Source organism: Pantoea sp. PA1 (genome assembly GCF_056856975.1).
In genome coordinates, this window is the sequence record NZ_JBXGEE010000001.1 from 1,979,235 (window position 1) to 1,995,920 (window position 16,686).

The window sequence follows — 16,686 nt, forward strand, 5'->3', positions numbered from 1 at the left end:
GAACAAGTCCGATCAGCTATTTCCTTTTGTAAATTTGCGTCATGTGACCTGGGTCGTTAAAATCGCGCCACTGCCTGAAAAACGAGCCTTTCCCGTGAAATTAACCCCGGTTAAACATGCGCAGCTAAACTGGAATGAACAGGGTACACCTGTTTCCCGAGCGTTTGGCGACGTCTATTTCTCTAACGACAACGGTCTGGAAGAGACACGCTATGTGTTCCTTGGCGGCAACGGTTTCCCGCAGCGTTTTGCGGCGCATCCGCGCGATCTGCTGATCGTGGCGGAAAGCGGGTTTGGTACCGGCCTTAATTTTCTTACTCTGTGGCAGGCCTTCGACGCCTTTCAGCGTGAACAGCCTGGTGCGACAGTAAAACGTCTGCATTTCATTAGCTTTGAGAAATTTCCGTTAACCCGCGCGGATCTGATCGCGGCGCATCAGCACTGGCCCGAACTTGCCCCCTGGGCAGAAGCGCTGCAGGCCCAGTGGCCGGCTGCCCTGCCCGGCTGCCAGCGACTGCTGTTTGACGGCGGGCGCATCACGCTGGATCTGTGGCTGGGCGATATCAACCTGCTGATGGAAAAGGTGGATGAGAGCCTGCATCGTCAGGTCGATGCCTGGTTCCTCGATGGCTTCGCGCCCGCAAAGAATCCCGATATGTGGACGCCTGCGCTGTTCAGCATGATGGCGAAGCTGGCGCGTCCACAGGGGACTTTCGCGACTTTTACTGCTGCAGGTTTTGTGCGGCGCGGTCTGCAGGAGGCGGGATTTGACGTCACCCGCCGCAAAGGATTTGGCCCGAAACGCGAAATGCTGTGCGGCAGCCTGCAGGATGCGCCTCTGCTATCCGGCACGCAGCCCTGGTATCATCGCCGTCCGGCGGCGCAGCGGGAGGTCGCCCTGATTGGCGGCGGCGTGGCCAGCGCGACCCTGGCGCTGGCGCTGCTGCGCCGAGGCTGGCGGGTAACGCTCTACTGCGCCGATGCGGCGCCCGCGCTGGGTGCCTCGGGTAACCGGCAGGGCGCACTCTATCCGCTGCTCAATCAGCACGATCCGGCCCTCGCCACCTTCTTCCCGGCGGCATTCAGCTTTGCCCGGCGACTCTACGACCAGAGCGGGGTCACCTTTGAGCATGAGTGGAGTGGCGTGCTGCAACTGGGCTGGGATGAAAAGAGCCGCAAAAAGATCGAACAGATGCTGGCGATGGACCTGCCTGAAACCCTCGCCCGCGGCGTCGATGTCGCAGAGGCGGAAAACCGGGCGAAGGTAGCGCTGGGCTGCGGCGGCATTTTCTATCCGGAGGGCGGCTGGCTCTCACCGGCTGAGCTGACCACCGCGCTGCTCGCCCATGGCGAGACACAGGGCTTACGCATTCACTGGCTGCACCGGGTAAGCGGGCTTTCTCAACAGGAGGATGGCTGGACGCTGACCTTCAGCGACCGCCCGGCGGTTCACCATTCTGCGGTGGTCCTGGCAAACGGTCACGCGATCGCCGACTTTGCGCAAAGCGCCCCGCTGCCAGCCTACCCGGTAGCGGGTCAGGTGAGCCATGTTCCCGCCACGCCTGCCCTCAGCGCACTGCAGACCGTGCTCTGTTACGACGGCTATCTGACGCCGGTCAGCACCCAGTTTGGTACCCACTGTATCGGTGCCAGCTACCATCGTGGTGAAACCGCAACGCGTTATCGCGAGGCGGATCAGCAGGAGAATCGCAGTCGACTGCTGCACTGTCTGCCTGACAGCCGCTGGGCGGAAACGGTGGATGTCAGTGAGGGAGAAGCCAGAATGGGCGTGCGCTGCGCCACGCGCGATCACCTGCCGATGGTGGGCGGCGTGCCCGATTATGCCGCGACGCTGGCACAGTATGCGGATTTACCGGCCCGGCTTGCGGCAGGCGGTCAGATTGGTGACGCGCCCGATCTGCCGGGACTTTATCTGTTTGGTGCGCTGGGTTCGCGCGGCTTGTGCAGCGCACCGCTGGCAGCCGAGGTGCTGGCCGCCCAGCTGGCGGGTGAGCCACAGCCGCTGGATGCGACCACGCTGGCGGCACTCAATCCGAATCGCTACTGGGTCAGGAAACTGCTGAAGGGAAAAGCGGTATAAAGCGGGTCTGCAGGGCGGCGCTTACCGCCCTGTCACATCATGCGGAAAGCTGGCGCGCCTGAACAAACAGGTTGTCCCACATGCCGACCACCAGCGCCTGGTCGCGCGGCGAGAGTTCGCCTGCGGCAATGGCGTTCTGCAGGCTGCGGGTCACCTGAACCTGCAGCGCTTCTGGCGTATGCTCATCCAGCTGCTCCACTTCAGCGACCGCCAGGGTCAGATGCCCGCGCAGATAACCGCTGGCGAACAGTTCATCGTCACTGGCATGCTCGACCATGTCGTCAATCAGGGCCAGGATACGCGCTTCAAATTCTGCGATCATCTCAATTCCTCTTTTGATAATGTCATCCTGCATCACAGATCGTCCGGCCAGGGAAACTGCGCCGCTGTTAATGAAGGCCTGCCATAAAATTCCGCCAGGGCGGTAATAAAACGCGCGGGACGCGCGGGAATACCCGCCGTCAGATAGCTCATGACCTGAGCATGTACCTTACGCTGAAACGCAATGCGATCCGGCTCACAATCTCCGTCGAGATTGTCACAACTGACGTTGAAGGGAAAGCCCGCCGCCATACAAAACATCCACTCCAGCGCCTGTGGCTTCACTTCAACGGCTTCAAACTGGCTCTGGGTCAGCGCATCGCGGCCATCCGGGCAGTACCAGTAGCCAAAATCGACCAGTTTACGGCGTGCCTCACCGGCGATGCACCAGTGAGAGATCTCATGCAGGGCGCTGGCGTAAAAGCCGTGGGCAAAAACCACCCGGTTCCACGGCGACTCTGCATCAGCAGGAAGATAGATCGGTTCATCGTCGCCTTTAATCAGGCGTGTCTGAAATTCATCGCTGAAGCAGCGATCGAACAGCGTAATCAGCTGTTCATAATGATGGGTCGGGTTCATGACGTTATCACGTAAAAAGTTACGATTGCAGTGTGGAGAGCCACGCCATCACGGCGCTGCCATGGCTGTCCCACAGGAGTTTTATGCTCATTACGGCAGAGACAATCACCACCATCGGGCGGATCAGTTTCTGCCCGCGGCTCAGCACCAGTCGGGCGCCCAGACGCGCGCCGCAGAACGCGCCGAGCATCATAATCAGGCCGGTTCCCCACACCACTTTGCCGCCGAACATAAAGAACAGCAGACTGCCCACGTTAGAGGTGAAGTTGAGAACTTTGGCATGGGCTGTCGCCTTCGCCAGGTTGTAACCGCAGAGCGTGACGAAGGCCAGCGCATAGAAAGAGCCCGCGCCCGGCCCGAAAAATCCGTCATAGAAGCCCACGGCACCGCCCCCGACCAGCGCATAGGCGAGGCCGTGCAGGCGACGCGCCCGGTCTTCTTCACCGAGACGCGGCATCAGCAGAAACCACAAGCCAATCGCGATCAAAAACAGTGGCAGCATCTGACGCAGAAAGTCCGCCTGCAGGCGCTGGATCAGCACCGCCCCCAGCACGGACCCCAGCAGCGTCATGGCGATATTCAGCCACTGCTCACTCAGATTAACTGCGCCGCGTCGCACAAAGTAGAGGCTGGCGGAGAACGACCCGCCGACCGATTGCAGTTTATTGGTCGCCAGCGCCTGAGCCGGTGAGAGACCCGCCGCCAGCAGCGACGGCACCGTCAGTAACCCCCCGCCACCCGCAATTGAGTCAATAAAACCGGCGAGCATGGCAATCAGAAACAGCAGCCCGACCAGCAGCGGACTGACCACGAACCACTCCATGGAATCCCTTACAGTAGATGTTTATCCAGCAGAGCCTGACAGGCAGGCGGTAACGGCGGCGGTTCACGTTTCACCGGCGCGCCCGATCCGGGCTGCTTCGGCAGGAACCAGCTCTGCAGTTCTGCGCCACAGCCATCGCCCGGAGGCGGTGGCGGCTGATCTTCACAGCCGATACTGCCGGTCGGGCAGCGCAGCCGCACATGCATATGCGCCCGATGCGCGAACCAGGGGCGCACTTTGCGCAGCCAGTCACGATCGGCACCGGCATCCGCACAAAGCTGCTTTTTAATCGCCGGGTTGACGAAGATGCGCGTGACATCATCGTCTTTCGCCGCCAGTTTAATCAGGCTGTCGATTTCCGGCTGCCAGTGGCGCGCAATCACGTTTTTATCACCCGGCCCGACCAGATCCAGCGGCTGCGGCTTCAGCAGCTGCTGCGCGGTCCAGCGGGTTTTCGGCAGTTGCAGCCAGATATCGACATCCAGGCCGGTCTGATGGCTGGCGTGACCGCTGCTGAAACGTCCGCCAGCCGCCATGCCCATATCCCCAATCAGCACATTACCCAGCTGCAGGTTGTGCACACGGGTCGTCAGCCGCTGAATAAACGCAATCAGATCGGGATGACCGAAATAACGACGCTGATCCTGACGCATCACCTGGTAGTCAGGTGAATTGAGCGGCAGTGCCCGGGCGCCAATAATACAGCCATTTGCAAAGCCACCGATGGACTGCGGTGCGCCGCTGATGGGCTGCTGAATACGCTGCCACGGCGTCGCCGCCAGGCTGGAGGCGCTGAACAACAGCGCGCTCAGAGTAAGCAGAAGTGCCTTCATGCCATCACCAGCGCGGCACGGTGCTGTTAACGTCACCGTTCTGCGCCCGCTGGCGCAGCAGATGATCCATCAGGACGATCGCCATCATCGCCTCGGCGATCGGCACGGCGCGGATCCCGACGCAGGGATCGTGGCGGCCTTTGGTGATCATCTCCACCTCTTCGCCGTCGCGGGTAATGGTTTTACCCGGCACGGTGATGCTGGAGGTCGGTTTCATTGCGAGGTTGGCGCTGATGGTCTGGCCGCTGCTGATGCCGCCCAGAATGCCGCCGGCGTGGTTACTCTGGAAACCATCGTGACGGATTTCATCCCGATGCTGGCTGCCGCGCTGGCTGACCACCGCGAAGCCGTCACCGATCTCCACCCCTTTCACCGCGTTGATGCTCATCAGCGCGTGCGCCAGGTCGGCATCCAGACGGTCAAAGACCGGCTCACCCAGGCCAGGCGGCACGTTGTCAGCCATGACCGTGACTTTAGCCCCGATGGAGTCGCCCTCTTTTTTCAGGCCGCGCATCAGTTCATCCAGCGCCTCCAGCTTCTCCGCATCCGGGCAGAAGAAGGGATTCTCTTCCACGATGCTCCAGTCTTTCAGCTCACAGGCGATATCCCCGATCTGCGCCAGATAGCCGCGCACCACCACACCATGTTTCATCTGCAGATACTTCTTCGCTATCGCACCGGCGGCCACGCGCATCGCGGTTTCACGCGCCGAAGAGCGGCCACCGCCACGGTAGTCGCGCTGACCATACTTCTGCTCATAGGTGTAATCGGCATGGCCGGGACGGAAGAGATCTTTGATCGCGCCATAATCCTGCGACCGCTGATCGGTGTTCTCAATCAGCAGGCCAATAGACGTGCCGGTGGTCACACCCTCAAACACACCGGACAAAATTTTCACCTGATCCGGCTCGCGACGCTGCGTGGTGTAGCGCGAGGTGCCAGGACGACGACGGTCGAGGTCATGCTGGATATCCGCTTCGGTCAGGGGGATGCCCGGTGGCACCCCATCAACGATGCAGCCCAGCGCAAGACCGTGGGACTCGCCAAAGGTAGTTACTCGAAAAAATTGTCCGATGCTGTTTCCGGCCATGCTGTTTCCTTGTCAGGGTTCGGCGGGCGAGGCTTCGCCCCACTTTTAGTCTTTGTAAAAGGAGAAATGGTGTTGTGCGTCGACGATCTGCTGGCGCGTCAGCGTAAAGACACCGTCACCGCCGTTGTCAAATTCCAGCCAGGTAAAGGGCACATCGGGATACTGCTCGATCATATGCACCATGCTGTTACCGACTTCGCAGACCAGAACGCCCTGCTCGCTGAGATAATCAGGCGCGCAGGCCAGAATGCGGCGCACCAGCTTCAGGCCATCGCTGCCCGCCGCCAGCCCCAGCTCCGGTTCGTGGCGATATTCATTGGGCAGATCGTCCATATCTTCCGCATCCACATAAGGCGGGTTAGTGACGATCAGGTCATACTTCAGCGGCGGCAGTTCGCGGAACAGGTCGGCACGAATCGGCGTGACCTGATTGATCAGGCCATGTTCTTCAATGTTCTGCTCGGCCACCGCCAGCGCACCGGTCGAGATATCGACGGCGTCGACCTCCGCTTCCGGGAAGGCGTAAGCGCAGGCAATCGCGATGCAGCCGCTGCCGGTGCACATATCCAGAATATGCGCGGGTGGCGTGCTGATAAGACCGGCAAAGCGGTTCTCGATCAGTTCGCCAATCGGTGAACGCGGCACCAGCACGCGCTCATCAACAAAGAATTCGTGACCGCAGAACCAGGCTTTGTTGGTCAGGTAGGCGACCGGAATACGCTCGTTAACGCGACGAATGACGCGCTCGACAATCAGAAGACGCTCGCTGGCGGTCAGACGCGCGTTGCGCATATCTTCCGGAATATCCAGCGGCAGCCAGAGAGACGGCAGGACCAGTTGAACGGCTTCGTCCCAGGGATTGTCTGTGCCATGTCCGTACCAGATTCCGGCAGCGGAAAAGCGGCTTACCGCCCAGCGCAGCATGTCCTGAATGGTGTGCAGTTCGTTCACTGCCTCATCGACGAAAATTTTGTCCACGTAGCCCTCCGCAGGCCTTTTGCTAAATCGGCCGATAGTGTGCCATGAAGCCGGGGAGAATTCAGCGCAGCGAGGTGAAAAAGCTGACAATTAATGACACTTAACGGTAAGGTATCGGCTCTGCTGTGTGACAGCCTTTTCTGATAAGACTGACCTGCCATGAGTAAAAAAACACCGCTAAGCCCGGATGATGAGGCGCTGTTTCGCCAGTTAATGACGGGGACACGTCAGTTAAAACAGGACACCTATGTCCATAAAGCGCCGGTAAAAACCCGCGAGATTCCGGTAAAACGTCTGCTTTCCGAGCAGGCGGACAACAGCCATTACTTTTCGGATGAGTTTCAGCCCCTGCTCTCGACCGAAGGGGCTACCCGTTACGTGCGCGCCGATGTCAGCCATTTTGAGCTGAAAAAACTGCGCCGGGGCGACTATACCCCGGAGATTTTTCTCGACCTGCACGGCTTAACGCAGATGCAGGCCAAGCAGGAGCTGGGCGCACTGATCGCCGCCTGCCGCCGTGAACATCTGTTCTGCGCCAGCGTCATGACCGGACATGGAAAACATATTCTGAAGCAGCAGACGCCGCTGTGGCTGGCCCAGCATCCGTGGGTCATGGCGTTTCATCAGGCGCCGAAAATGTTCGGCGGTGATGCTGCGCTGCTGGTGCTGATTGAGATTGAGGAGTGGCAACCGCCTGAGTTGCCCTGACAGGGCCGGTGTCATCGGCCCCTCGTCGTCAGATGGCTTTCGCCAGCTTCTTCGGACTGACCTGCCACAGCAGTTTACCGGCACTCTCTGCCGGATCGAACTCGACGCAGGCAATGGCGGAAGTGGCAAACATCGGTGGAGTTTCCTGCGGGCAGAGTTCGGAAACCAGGTAGCCCACCAGGGGCAGATGGGAGATGACCAGCGCCGATTTCACCCCTTCGTTCGCCAGCGCCTGCAGATAGCAGCCGACCAGACCCGGATCGCCACCCGGCGTTAACTCCGGTAACACGTCCTGGCCTTCCGGCAGGGGATAGGCTTCACGCACGGTAGCGAGCGTCTGCTGCGCGCGTAGATAGGGACTGACCAGGACACGCTCGATGTCCGGCGTCTGGCTGTTAAGCCAGTGGGCCATCTGACGCGATTCATCACAGCCACATAAAGTTAAAGGCCTGACTGAATCACTTGCTGCTTCCAGAGCCGCATCGCCGTGACGCATGATAAAAACTTGCATAAAGCACCGCTGTTGTTTGTCGATATCGCCCGACGCGACGCGTCAGACTCTTCACTCTGCGAATGAACGCTGTGTTTTACCCTAATGGCTTCAGTATAGTCAACCGGTTGTTTATTAAATAAGCACTTCTCAGATTCATGCTGCGCCGCACACGCGGGCGGCGCTTTTCTAACCCGCTGAATCGGAGCCGTTATTCCATTTCACAGAGAAATGTAAAATTTCGTCTGTTCCGCAGCCGCCTGAATCAGCGCCTCACAGGGGGCAAATCGCTCACCGTGCTGCTGCGCGAGACGGTTTAGCCGGCTGACCATTTCCGCCGCGCCCAGTTTATCCATGTAGTGGAACGGCCCGCCCAGGAAAGGCGGAAAGCCGATGCCAAACACCGCCCCCACGTCGCCGTCCCGGGCGCTGCGAATTACCTGCTCATCGAGACAACGGGCGGCCTCATTCAGCATCATCATCACACAGCGTTCCGCAATCTGTGCCCCACTCTGCCGGGCCTGCGGCGTGACCTTCAGCAGGCTGTAAAGCGAGGCGTCCGGTTTTTTACGCTGCCAGCGCGGCAGGTCATAACGATAGAAGCCCCGGCCATTTTTACGACCCTTACGGCCATCCCTGATCACCGCCTCAAACGCGGCCGGTGCGGCAAAGCGTTCACCATAGGCCTGATGCAGAATGGGGCTGATTTTGCTGCCGACATCAATGCCGACCTCATCAAGCAGCTGAATCGGACCAACCGGAAAACCAAACTTCACCAGCGCCCGATCGATGTGCTCAATCGGCTCCCCCTCCAGCAGACAGCGCATCGCTTCATTTATATAGGGGGTCAGGATGCGGTTGACATAGAAACCCGGCTTGTCTGCGACGACGATCGGCGTCTTGCCCTGACTGCGCGCCAGTGCCACAACGGTAACCAGCGTCGTGGCCGAAGTATTCAGATGCGGGATCACCTCCACCAGCGGCATTTTTTCCACCGGACTGAAATAGTGCAGCCCGATGACATTCTCAGGACGCTGCGCCCCGGCGGCGATATCCGCAATCGGCAGCGAAGAGGTGTTGGAAGCAAACAGGGTATGCGGCTGACAGTGTGCCTCGACGTCGTGCACCATCTGCTGCTTCAGGGCAAGATCTTCGAACACCGCTTCGATCACCACGTCGCGCTGCGAGAATCCCTGATAATCGATGCCACCTGTGATGCGCGCCATCTGCTGCTGGCGCGCTGCCGGGGTCAGCTGACGACGACGGACCTTTTTGCTGAGCAGATCCCAGCTGGTTTTCAGCGCATGGCTGACGCCTTCCAGGCTGATATCTTTGATGCGCACCGGCAACCCGGCGTTGATCGCGGTGACGCTGGCAATACCGCCGCCCATCAGCCCACCGCCCAGCACCGCAACACGCTTCACGGTCGCGGGTTCAGCTTCACCGCCCCGCTCCTTTTTCATCGCCGTGGTGGCAAAGAAGAGTCCGCGCAGCGCAACGGACTCCGGCGTCATCGCCAGTTCGCCAAAGGCGCGCGCCTCCGCATCATGGCCGGCGCGGCTGCCCTGCTCCAGCCCGATGCGCACCACCTCAATCAGCCGTCTGGCGGCCGGATAATTATCCTGCGTTTTCGCCGCGGTCTGGCGTGTCGCCAGCGCAAACAGCGCCTGGCGGGCGACCGGACCATGCAGCAGCCGATCGCGCAGCGGCAGGACGCGTCCGCTGACCTTGCCCTTTTTCACCCGCGCAATTGCGGTCTCCAGCAGGATCGGGCGGGGAACCGCATCATCGACGACGCCGAGCTTTCGCGCCTGCTTCGCGCGCAGACTTTTGCCGGTCAGCATCAGCGGCAGCGCCTGCTGAACACCGATTAAACGCGGCAGCCGCTGCGTCCCGCCAGAGCCAGGCAGCAGGCCGAGCTGTATCTCCGGTAAGCCGAGGCGGGTTTTATCATCCAGCGAGCAGATGCGCGCATCACAGGCCAGCGCCAGTTCCAGTCCACCGCCCAGGCAGGCCCCGTGAATGGCCGCCACCACCGGAAAAGGCAACGCGTCGATCATCGCCATCACTTCCTGGCCCTGCTTCGCCAGCGCTTCAGCTTCCTGCGCACTCTGGCAGCGGTCAATCATGCTGATGTCCGCGCCCGCGATAAAATTGTCCGTTTTGCCGGAGATCAGGACCAGTCCCGCCAGTTGCGGATCGCGTCGCGCTTCCGCAATGATGGCGGCAATCTGGCCAGCAAATTCCGCTTTCAGGGTGTTCATCTTCTCGCCAGGGACATCAATCGTGATAATGCCGACGTGATCCTGTCGCATCGTCAGTTGAAAGGCATTCTGCTCCATTATTCGGCCTCCAGAACCATTGCCGCACCCAGACCACCCGCCGCGCAGGCGGTGACCAGTCCCAGCCCGCCACCACGGCGGCGCAGTTCATTAAGCGTCTGGGTAATCATACGCGCGCCCGTGGCGGCAAAAGGATGGCCATAGGCGATGGAACCGCCCAGCACGTTGAAACGCTCTTCGTTGACCTCGCCCAGCGCATGCGGCCGGTTCAGCACCTCACGGGCGAAACGTTCGTCACGAAACAGCTGCAGATTGCTCAGCGTCTGGGCCGCGAATGCCTCATGCATATCTATCAGCGTCAGATCGGCCAGGCTCACCCCGGCACGATCCAGCGCCAGCGGCGAAGCATAGGCTGGCCCCAGCAGCATGTCCTGCTGGACATCAATAGCGGTAAACGCGTAGCTGCGCAGGTAGCCCAGCGGCGTGACGCCCAGTTCCCTGGCGCGCCCTTCCCGCATCAGAATGACGGCTGCCGCGCCATCCGTCAGCGGCGTGCTGTTGGCGGCGGTAACGCTGCCGTGCTGGCGGTCAAAGGCGGGACGCAGTCGGGCGTAATCCTCTGCTTTAGCGTTCATCCGCACGTTATTGTCCTGATCGATTGCGGCTTTCCACGGCGGTACAAAGGCTGCCATGACTTCCTGGTTCAGTACCCCGGATTGCCAGGCTCTGGCGGCATGCTGATGGGAGCGGAGGGCCAGCGCATCCTGAGCCTCACGGGTGATACCGTAGCTTTTCGCCATCTGCTCGGCCGTGTCCCCCATCCGCAGGCCGGTCGAGTACTCCGCCACCGCAGGCGGCACCGGCAGCAGATCGCGCGGACGCAGCCGTTTAAGGATATGCAGTTTCTGCCCCAGACTGCGGGCCTTGTTGAGATCCACCAGCGCGCGGGCCAGCGTTTTAGTGACCCCAATCGGCAGCACTGATGAGGAGTCTGCCCCGCCAGCAATAGCAGCAGAAACCGTACCCGCCATCAGGCTCTCTGCCACATTCGCCACCGCCTGAAAACTGGTGGCGCAGGCACGACTGACGCTGTAGGCGTCGGTATTCACATTCAGCCCGCTGCTTAAGACAATTTCACGCGCAATGTTTGGCGCTTCCGGCATCTGTACTACCTGACCAAATACCAGCAGCTCAATCACGTCAGCCGGTAACTCACTGCGCACCATTAATTCGCTGACCACCATCCGTCCCAGCTCGATGGCGGGAATGCCATGAAAGCCAGTCGCCTGGCGTAAGAAAGGGGTTCGTAACCCGTGGGTAATTGCGATGCGTTCGCCATCACGCGTCAGCAGCGGCTGCGCTTTGCTCATTGTTCTCACCTGTAGCCGGGACTGTGGCATCATTGCCTGAAGAGGTCTGACCTGATCAGTGTTAACCACAAGCGGGTGAGCCGCCAATAGCAGAAAGGAAAAAGTGCGAAGGGAAACACGAAATTGAAAAACGCCGCGCTGAGGCGGCGTAAGAGGCGCTAACGCAGGCCGAGCTGGAAAATCAGGGTTTCAGCCTGGCAGCTGAAGGTGAAATCGATATCCAGCTGCACGCCCTGATCGACATCGCTGAACCGGACGTCAATCACACAGGGTTCCGATTCCACCTGACGGGCACGCTCAGTCAGCCGGGCGGCTTTGGCTTCCGCATCCTGTCGCTGCGGAAACCACTCTGACCAGCTGGCGGTGCAGTCGGTATTATCCATTACGGTGCCGACATCAACGCAGCAACAGGCAGCGGTTTCGGTCGCACTGCATTTTTTAATGGCATCAGTCATCTTTCTCTCCTGCCCCGGCTTCGGGTGAGTTAAGCGATTTTATGGCCGGAATTTTACCCGCTTGCGATAAGATGCGCCACGCGACTGTGGCTAAGTGACGAATATCACAATAAAAATTGATCCAGAACAAACTGGAATCGGTATGCTGTCTTCATCAGGGTGCTTTTTGTTATGCAGATCGAATTTTAAGCGATCAACTCTGAAATATTTTAAAAACAATATTGCAACTTGCACACAGGTCGGACCTATACTCTCCGCACTGGTCTGATATGTGCGTTTACCGTCAGTCCCTACAATCCGCCGTCCTTTGTTACGCGACGTTATAGCGTTAAATAATAATTCACATGAGGTTGTGGTCATGAACCATAAGAACCTGTTCGCAAAGTCAGCCGTGGCGGCTGCAGTGGCGCTTGTCTCTTCACACGTTTACGCAGCTGGGTTTCAGTTAAATGAGTTCTCTACGATTGGTTTAGGTCGCGCCTACTCAGGCGAAGGGGCAATGGGCGATACGGCGGCATCCGCCAGCCGTAACCCGGCAACGATGGCGTTAATGGATCGCCCGGAGTTTTCCATCGGTGCGGTTTATATTGACCCGGATGTGGATATCACGGGCCGCAGTCCGACGGGTCGCAGCCTGGATGCCAGCAACATCGCCCCGAATCAGTGGATACCCAATATTCATTACGTTCAGCCCATCAACGATCAGTGGTGGATTGGCGCATCGGCAACCTCTAACTATGGCTTAGCGACAGAGTTTAATAATGGTTACACCGCTGGCGGCTACGGCGGTAAAACGGACCTGATGACCGGCAACTTAAACCTCAGCACCGCTTACCGGTTTAATGAGCACTTCAGCGTGGGCGTCGGTTTTGATGCGGTTTATGCCAAAGCGAAAATTGAACGCTATGCCGGTGAATCAGGCGCGAGACTGGGCGTGCCGGCTGATACACAGGTTGCCCATCTGAAAGGCGACGAGTGGGGCTACGGCTGGAATGCCGGTATCCTGTATGAAGTGGATGAAAATAACCGCTTCGGCTTCAGCTATCGTTCAGAGGTGAAGATCGACTTTGATGGCGATTACAAAAGTAATCTGTCCTCCCGTCTGAATGCGGTCAACAACCCGGAAGTGTCAGGCGTGCCTTTTGGTACCAACGGCACGACGGTTCCGGGCGCGTTAACCCTGAATCTGCCGGAGATGTGGGAAGTGTCGGGCTGGCATAAAGTGGCTCCGCAGTGGGCGGTTCACTACAGCATGGCGTACACCAGCTGGAGTCAGTTCCAGGAGCTGAAAGCCACCGGTTCTCAGGGCCAGACACTGTTCTATAAAGATGAAAGCTTCCACGATGCCTACCGTATCGCGCTGGGCACCACCTATTTCTACGACAGCAACTGGACGTTCCGCACCGGTATCGCATTTGATGACAGCCCGGTGCCAGCCGATAAACGCTCTATCTCCATCCCGGATCAGGATCGTTTATGGCTGAGTGCGGGTACGTCGTACGCCTTCAACGATAACGCCTCGGTCGATCTGGGCATCTCCTATATGCACGGACAGAAAGTGACGGTGAAAGAAGGTCCTTATACCTTTAACTCAGAAGGCAAGGCCTGGCTTTACGGCGCGAACTTTAACTACAAGTTCTGACCGGCGGGTGGGATTCAAAAAGGCGACTCGGATGAGTCGCCTTCAGACTGCTGACCTATTCCAACTGATGCCCCGCAGGCGCGGGGGTACACGCACACAACAGAAGATTAAGGGTATCAGATACCCTTGTTAAAACCTCTGTTACCGAACTGATGCCCGAAGCATTTGCCGGTGTTCACATCGACGTAAATATTCACGGGAGTAGAGGTCTCGATTTCCATCCATGATTTGTTTTCCGCATCTTCGCTCGATGTTTCGACGATATAGCATTCAACGCCATCAAAAGAAGACGTTTTAATGAAAGTGAATTTCTCACTCCATCCCAGTTTATGTCGGAATGCGTAGTCGCGTGCGGCATCCTTTGCATCTTCTGCGTTGATCATTGCTGAATTCCATAATAGACATTGTACATTGCCCCGCCGACAACAACCGGCCCCAGAAGCACGCCAGCTGCTTCATGTCGCAGAGCGGTAAAGGTGATCTCATAGTTGTTGGTCAACGGGAATTTGAAACCGTCAATAACGTAACGGGGTGACATCCCTTTCGCTCTCATTAACCCAACCAGCTCTGCAAATGCCTCTTCCAGATACCGTAAGATATATGATTTGTGATAGGCGCTAACATGCATGAAAGCTCTAAGCTCGCGAAGCAGATAAAACTTCGGCGCAATGGATGAATGCACCCGCTCATGATATAGGGTCGCCAGAACATCCTCAGCAGCCTGTTCTGCTGTTTTTACCGTACGGTCGTAGGCACGGCCAATGGTAATGTCACCCCACATGTTAGTTGAGCCTAATCCGGCGCTTTGCTTATCAGTAAAGCGAATTTTAGGGCGATACCGCCAGGATGGAGAACTGTTCCGGGGGCCATTCATTGCGCGTCCCACTGATGCGCTGTATCTGGGCATACGAATATTTCGGTATGAATGCCTGAAGGCGTCACGAGGGTTCTTTTTCAGTAAAATCGCCATCACAGTATCGACGCCAATTAGGGTGATGGCTGCAGCTAAACAGGCTGCTGCTTCATCCAGATCACTTTCAGTTCTGGCGCTGTATGTGGTCTTAACGAATTCATAGAGTTTTTTTGAAGCCTCAACAGCCACACCACCAACGGCAACCCACCCCGCCACTATCAGAATAAGATCAGCTAACTCTCCTATGCCAAAAAGTGTGCGCCTGCCCAAACCCCCGTAATCGCTGCCATTGTAGCCAGAGCTGATGGAGTTAGCATTGCCAGCAATTGTTCACCAACATCACCCGGCAGTAGTTTTGCCGCCTTGATTATGGCAAGTTCAAGTTTCTGATGCATATCCATATTTGAGACATTCATCTAATCACCTTCGAGGGCTATTTAGCTCCATGTAGTTCAGGAATATATTACTCCTGACTCGTTAGTGAAATAAGAAATGACAGTCAGACCTGTTGCCTTCAAAAATGCGATATTCCGGGATCTGACGAAATATCCTGACGGCCTGATCGGTGTGATTATCGAGGATGCCTTTTATCACAGACTCAGGTAAGTACTGGCTCTGCCTGCCGGTTTACGGGCAGCCCTGCCATAGATAGTCACAATCCCACTCTTTAAGCCTGCCAGTACAGCAGTTTTTAATGGAATCTTTCTTCATCACGCCGGCGTCGGTAATTGGCAAAATGAGTATCATATGACTTACTGTTGATCCGGGTTTTACATGCGACTATGACAGCCGTAGGCTGCTTATCACTCACTACCGCCTGGCAGTGAATTCAGGATAAGTAGCGGTTTATCCCCGCTCGCGCGGGGAACACTCTAAAAATATCCCGCTGATTACACAGCGTTTTTCACATCAGAATTTTCCGCCGAATTTTACACCCGGATCTGCCTCATATAAACAGTCATTCTCTGACACCAGATTTGTTTAAAACAGGCTCATAACGGAAGGCAGGAAGCTAATAGCAGACCTGGACAGGAAAAAGACAGGGCGTGACGGATCAGGTCAGAAGTAAGGACAGAGGAGAAAAACCGGCCCGAAGCAAAAACGAGGCAAACCGGACAGTCTGGGAAAGGCATAAAACGCTTATTTACGCTGACCCGGTCTTGAAGCAGACCGGGTCAGGCGCAGTCAACAAACTCAGAACAGTTTATGTGACACGGCTTCTTGAGGATCTCATAACGTTACTGCGCGTCGATATCCTTCAGGTCATCCTGAATCGCAGCGGCGTTTGGATTCTCTTCCGGCTTGAGTTTGCCGCCACGCGCCAGGAAGTCGTGACGCTGGAAGTAGGCGTTACGGATAAAGGCGTACGGATCGCTCTGCTGCTTCAGGATCGCATCGGAATCCAGCAGTTGCGCGCGGGTCTCAATCCCCTCCAGCGTCCACTTACCAATCGACATCGGCCAGGTCAGCCAGCCGAGGATCGGATAGAGGGTATCAACGTAGTCACCGCCATCCTGCCGTATAGTGAAGCTGCCGTAAGCCGGCAGCTCAACGTAAGGACCATAGCCGACACCATAGTGGCCCAGCGTGGTGCCGAAACGGTGCGGCTGTTCACGCGCCAGTTCCGGATTGGCTTTACCGGCGACGTCAATGAAACCACCCAGACCCAGCACACTGTTCAGGAAGAAACGGGTGAAGTGGATACCCGCATCGCGTCCGTCACCGACCAGAATGGCGTTAACCATGCTGGCGGGCTCTTCCAGGTTGCCGAGGAAATTGCTCAGGCCGGTTCGTGCAGGCACCGGCACATAGTCGCGCCAGGCGACAGCGACCGGACGCAGCACATAGGGATCCAGCACATTGTAGTTAAAGTTAAACATCGTGCGGTTAAAACCTTCGAACGGATCGCTGCGCTGCGCAGGATCGCTATTTGCCGGCTTTGAACTGGCACAACCTACCAGAAGGACGCTGGCCACAGCCAGGCTGGTCAGGCGATAATTCATTCCAATCTCCCTGTGCGGATGAAAAAGGGCTACCCATCGTTCAGGCACAGCCCGGCGTCGAATCGGCTTACCCGATGAGCATAGCTGACTTTATGCCA

17 protein-coding genes are annotated in these 16,686 nt (G+C 57.7%); 3 read left to right on the forward strand and 14 right to left on the reverse strand.

Annotated elements, in window-relative coordinates; translation table 11 throughout:
* The first annotated feature begins 94 nt into the window (after positions 1–94).
* On the forward strand, positions 95–2,101 hold the full coding sequence (gene mnmC, locus AC1V0D_RS09475) for a bifunctional tRNA (5-methylaminomethyl-2-thiouridine)(34)-methyltransferase MnmC2/FAD-dependent 5-carboxymethylaminomethyl-2-thiouridine(34) oxidoreductase MnmC1 (RefSeq protein ID WP_482907316.1): 2,007 nt from the start codon (positions 95–97) through the stop codon (positions 2,099–2,101).
* Between the two features lie 37 nt (positions 2,102–2,138).
* On the opposite strand, the gene AC1V0D_RS09480 is transcribed toward mnmC, so the two are convergent.
* The 6 genes from AC1V0D_RS09480 to prmB are packed head-to-tail and all read right to left on the reverse strand — an operon-like array spanning position 2,139 to position 6,725.
* The gene (locus AC1V0D_RS09480; RefSeq protein ID WP_009088954.1) at positions 2,139–2,423 is read right to left on the reverse strand and encodes a YfcL family protein; all 285 of its coding nucleotides are present in this window, start codon (positions 2,421–2,423) and stop codon (positions 2,139–2,141) included.
* A 32-nt stretch (positions 2,424–2,455) separates the two neighbouring features.
* On the reverse strand, positions 2,456–3,001 hold the full coding sequence (locus tag AC1V0D_RS09485) for an elongation factor P hydroxylase (protein WP_009088952.1): 546 nt from the start codon (positions 2,999–3,001) through the stop codon (positions 2,456–2,458).
* Positions 3,002–3,020: 19 nt separating this feature from the next.
* Complete coding sequence (locus tag AC1V0D_RS09490) at positions 3,021–3,824, reverse strand: sulfite exporter TauE/SafE family protein (protein WP_009088951.1); 804 nt, start codon at positions 3,822–3,824, stop codon at positions 3,021–3,023.
* A gap of 8 nt (positions 3,825–3,832) precedes the next feature.
* Entirely contained in the window at positions 3,833–4,657 is an 825-nt protein-coding gene (mepA, locus tag AC1V0D_RS09495) for a penicillin-insensitive murein endopeptidase (RefSeq protein ID WP_009088946.1), read from the reverse strand.
* Between the two features lie 4 nt (positions 4,658–4,661).
* Complete coding sequence (gene aroC / locus AC1V0D_RS09500) at positions 4,662–5,747, reverse strand: chorismate synthase (RefSeq protein WP_009088945.1); 1,086 nt, start codon at positions 5,745–5,747, stop codon at positions 4,662–4,664.
* A 45-nt stretch (positions 5,748–5,792) separates the two neighbouring features.
* Positions 5,793–6,725, reverse strand: coding sequence for a 50S ribosomal protein L3 N(5)-glutamine methyltransferase (gene prmB, locus AC1V0D_RS09505; RefSeq protein WP_009088944.1), 933 nt, complete (start codon positions 6,723–6,725; stop codon positions 5,793–5,795).
* Positions 6,726–6,884: 159 nt separating this feature from the next.
* Here prmB and smrB point away from each other — a divergent pair, with 159 nt between their 5' ends.
* A complete protein-coding gene (smrB, locus tag AC1V0D_RS09510; protein WP_009088943.1) occupies positions 6,885–7,433 on the forward strand; it encodes an endonuclease SmrB in 549 nt (182 codons plus the stop codon).
* 28 nt (positions 7,434–7,461) lie between these two features.
* Here smrB and sixA read toward each other — a convergent pair whose 3' ends face one another.
* The 4 genes from sixA to AC1V0D_RS09530 form a co-directional block, all read right to left on the reverse strand.
* Positions 7,462–7,944 carry a phosphohistidine phosphatase SixA gene (gene sixA, locus AC1V0D_RS09515; RefSeq protein ID WP_009088942.1) on the reverse strand — a complete coding sequence of 161 codons (483 nt, stop codon included), beginning with the start codon at positions 7,942–7,944 and terminating at the stop codon, positions 7,462–7,464.
* Between the two features lie 200 nt (positions 7,945–8,144).
* Positions 8,145–10,265 (reverse strand): fatty acid oxidation complex subunit alpha FadJ, encoded by a 2,121-nt coding sequence (gene fadJ, locus AC1V0D_RS09520; RefSeq protein ID WP_482907317.1) that lies wholly within the window; start codon positions 10,263–10,265, stop codon positions 8,145–8,147.
* Entirely contained in the window at positions 10,265–11,575 is a 1,311-nt protein-coding gene (gene fadI / locus AC1V0D_RS09525; protein ID WP_111207542.1) for an acetyl-CoA C-acyltransferase FadI, read from the reverse strand. Before fadI ends, fadJ begins: the two co-directional genes overlap by 1 nt.
* Before the next feature lie 158 nt (positions 11,576–11,733).
* Positions 11,734–12,030 carry a YfcZ/YiiS family protein gene (locus AC1V0D_RS09530; RefSeq protein ID WP_009088938.1) on the reverse strand — a complete coding sequence of 99 codons (297 nt, stop codon included), beginning with the start codon at positions 12,028–12,030 and terminating at the stop codon, positions 11,734–11,736.
* A 358-nt stretch (positions 12,031–12,388) separates the two neighbouring features.
* Between AC1V0D_RS09530 and fadL the strand changes: the two genes are divergently transcribed.
* Positions 12,389–13,672 (forward strand): long-chain fatty acid transporter FadL, encoded by a 1,284-nt coding sequence (gene fadL / locus AC1V0D_RS09535; protein ID WP_046102298.1) that lies wholly within the window; start codon positions 12,389–12,391, stop codon positions 13,670–13,672.
* A 116-nt stretch (positions 13,673–13,788) separates the two neighbouring features.
* Here fadL and AC1V0D_RS09540 read toward each other — a convergent pair whose 3' ends face one another.
* The 4 genes from AC1V0D_RS09540 to mlaA form a co-directional block, all read right to left on the reverse strand.
* Positions 13,789–14,055, reverse strand: coding sequence for a hypothetical protein (locus AC1V0D_RS09540; RefSeq protein ID WP_150028906.1), 267 nt, complete (start codon positions 14,053–14,055; stop codon positions 13,789–13,791).
* Positions 14,052–14,855, reverse strand: a complete 804-nt coding sequence (locus AC1V0D_RS09545; protein ID WP_482907318.1) for a hypothetical protein — start codon at positions 14,853–14,855, stop codon at positions 14,052–14,054. The genes AC1V0D_RS09540 and AC1V0D_RS09545 overlap by 4 nt, the downstream gene beginning before the upstream one ends.
* Positions 14,828–15,001 carry a hypothetical protein gene (locus tag AC1V0D_RS09550; RefSeq protein WP_482907319.1) on the reverse strand — a complete coding sequence of 58 codons (174 nt, stop codon included), beginning with the start codon at positions 14,999–15,001 and terminating at the stop codon, positions 14,828–14,830. Before AC1V0D_RS09550 ends, AC1V0D_RS09545 begins: the two co-directional genes overlap by 28 nt.
* 822 nt (positions 15,002–15,823) lie before the next feature.
* Entirely contained in the window at positions 15,824–16,588 is a 765-nt protein-coding gene (gene mlaA / locus AC1V0D_RS09555) for a phospholipid-binding lipoprotein MlaA (RefSeq protein ID WP_140923029.1), read from the reverse strand.
* Positions 16,589–16,686: the final 98 nt, after the last annotated feature.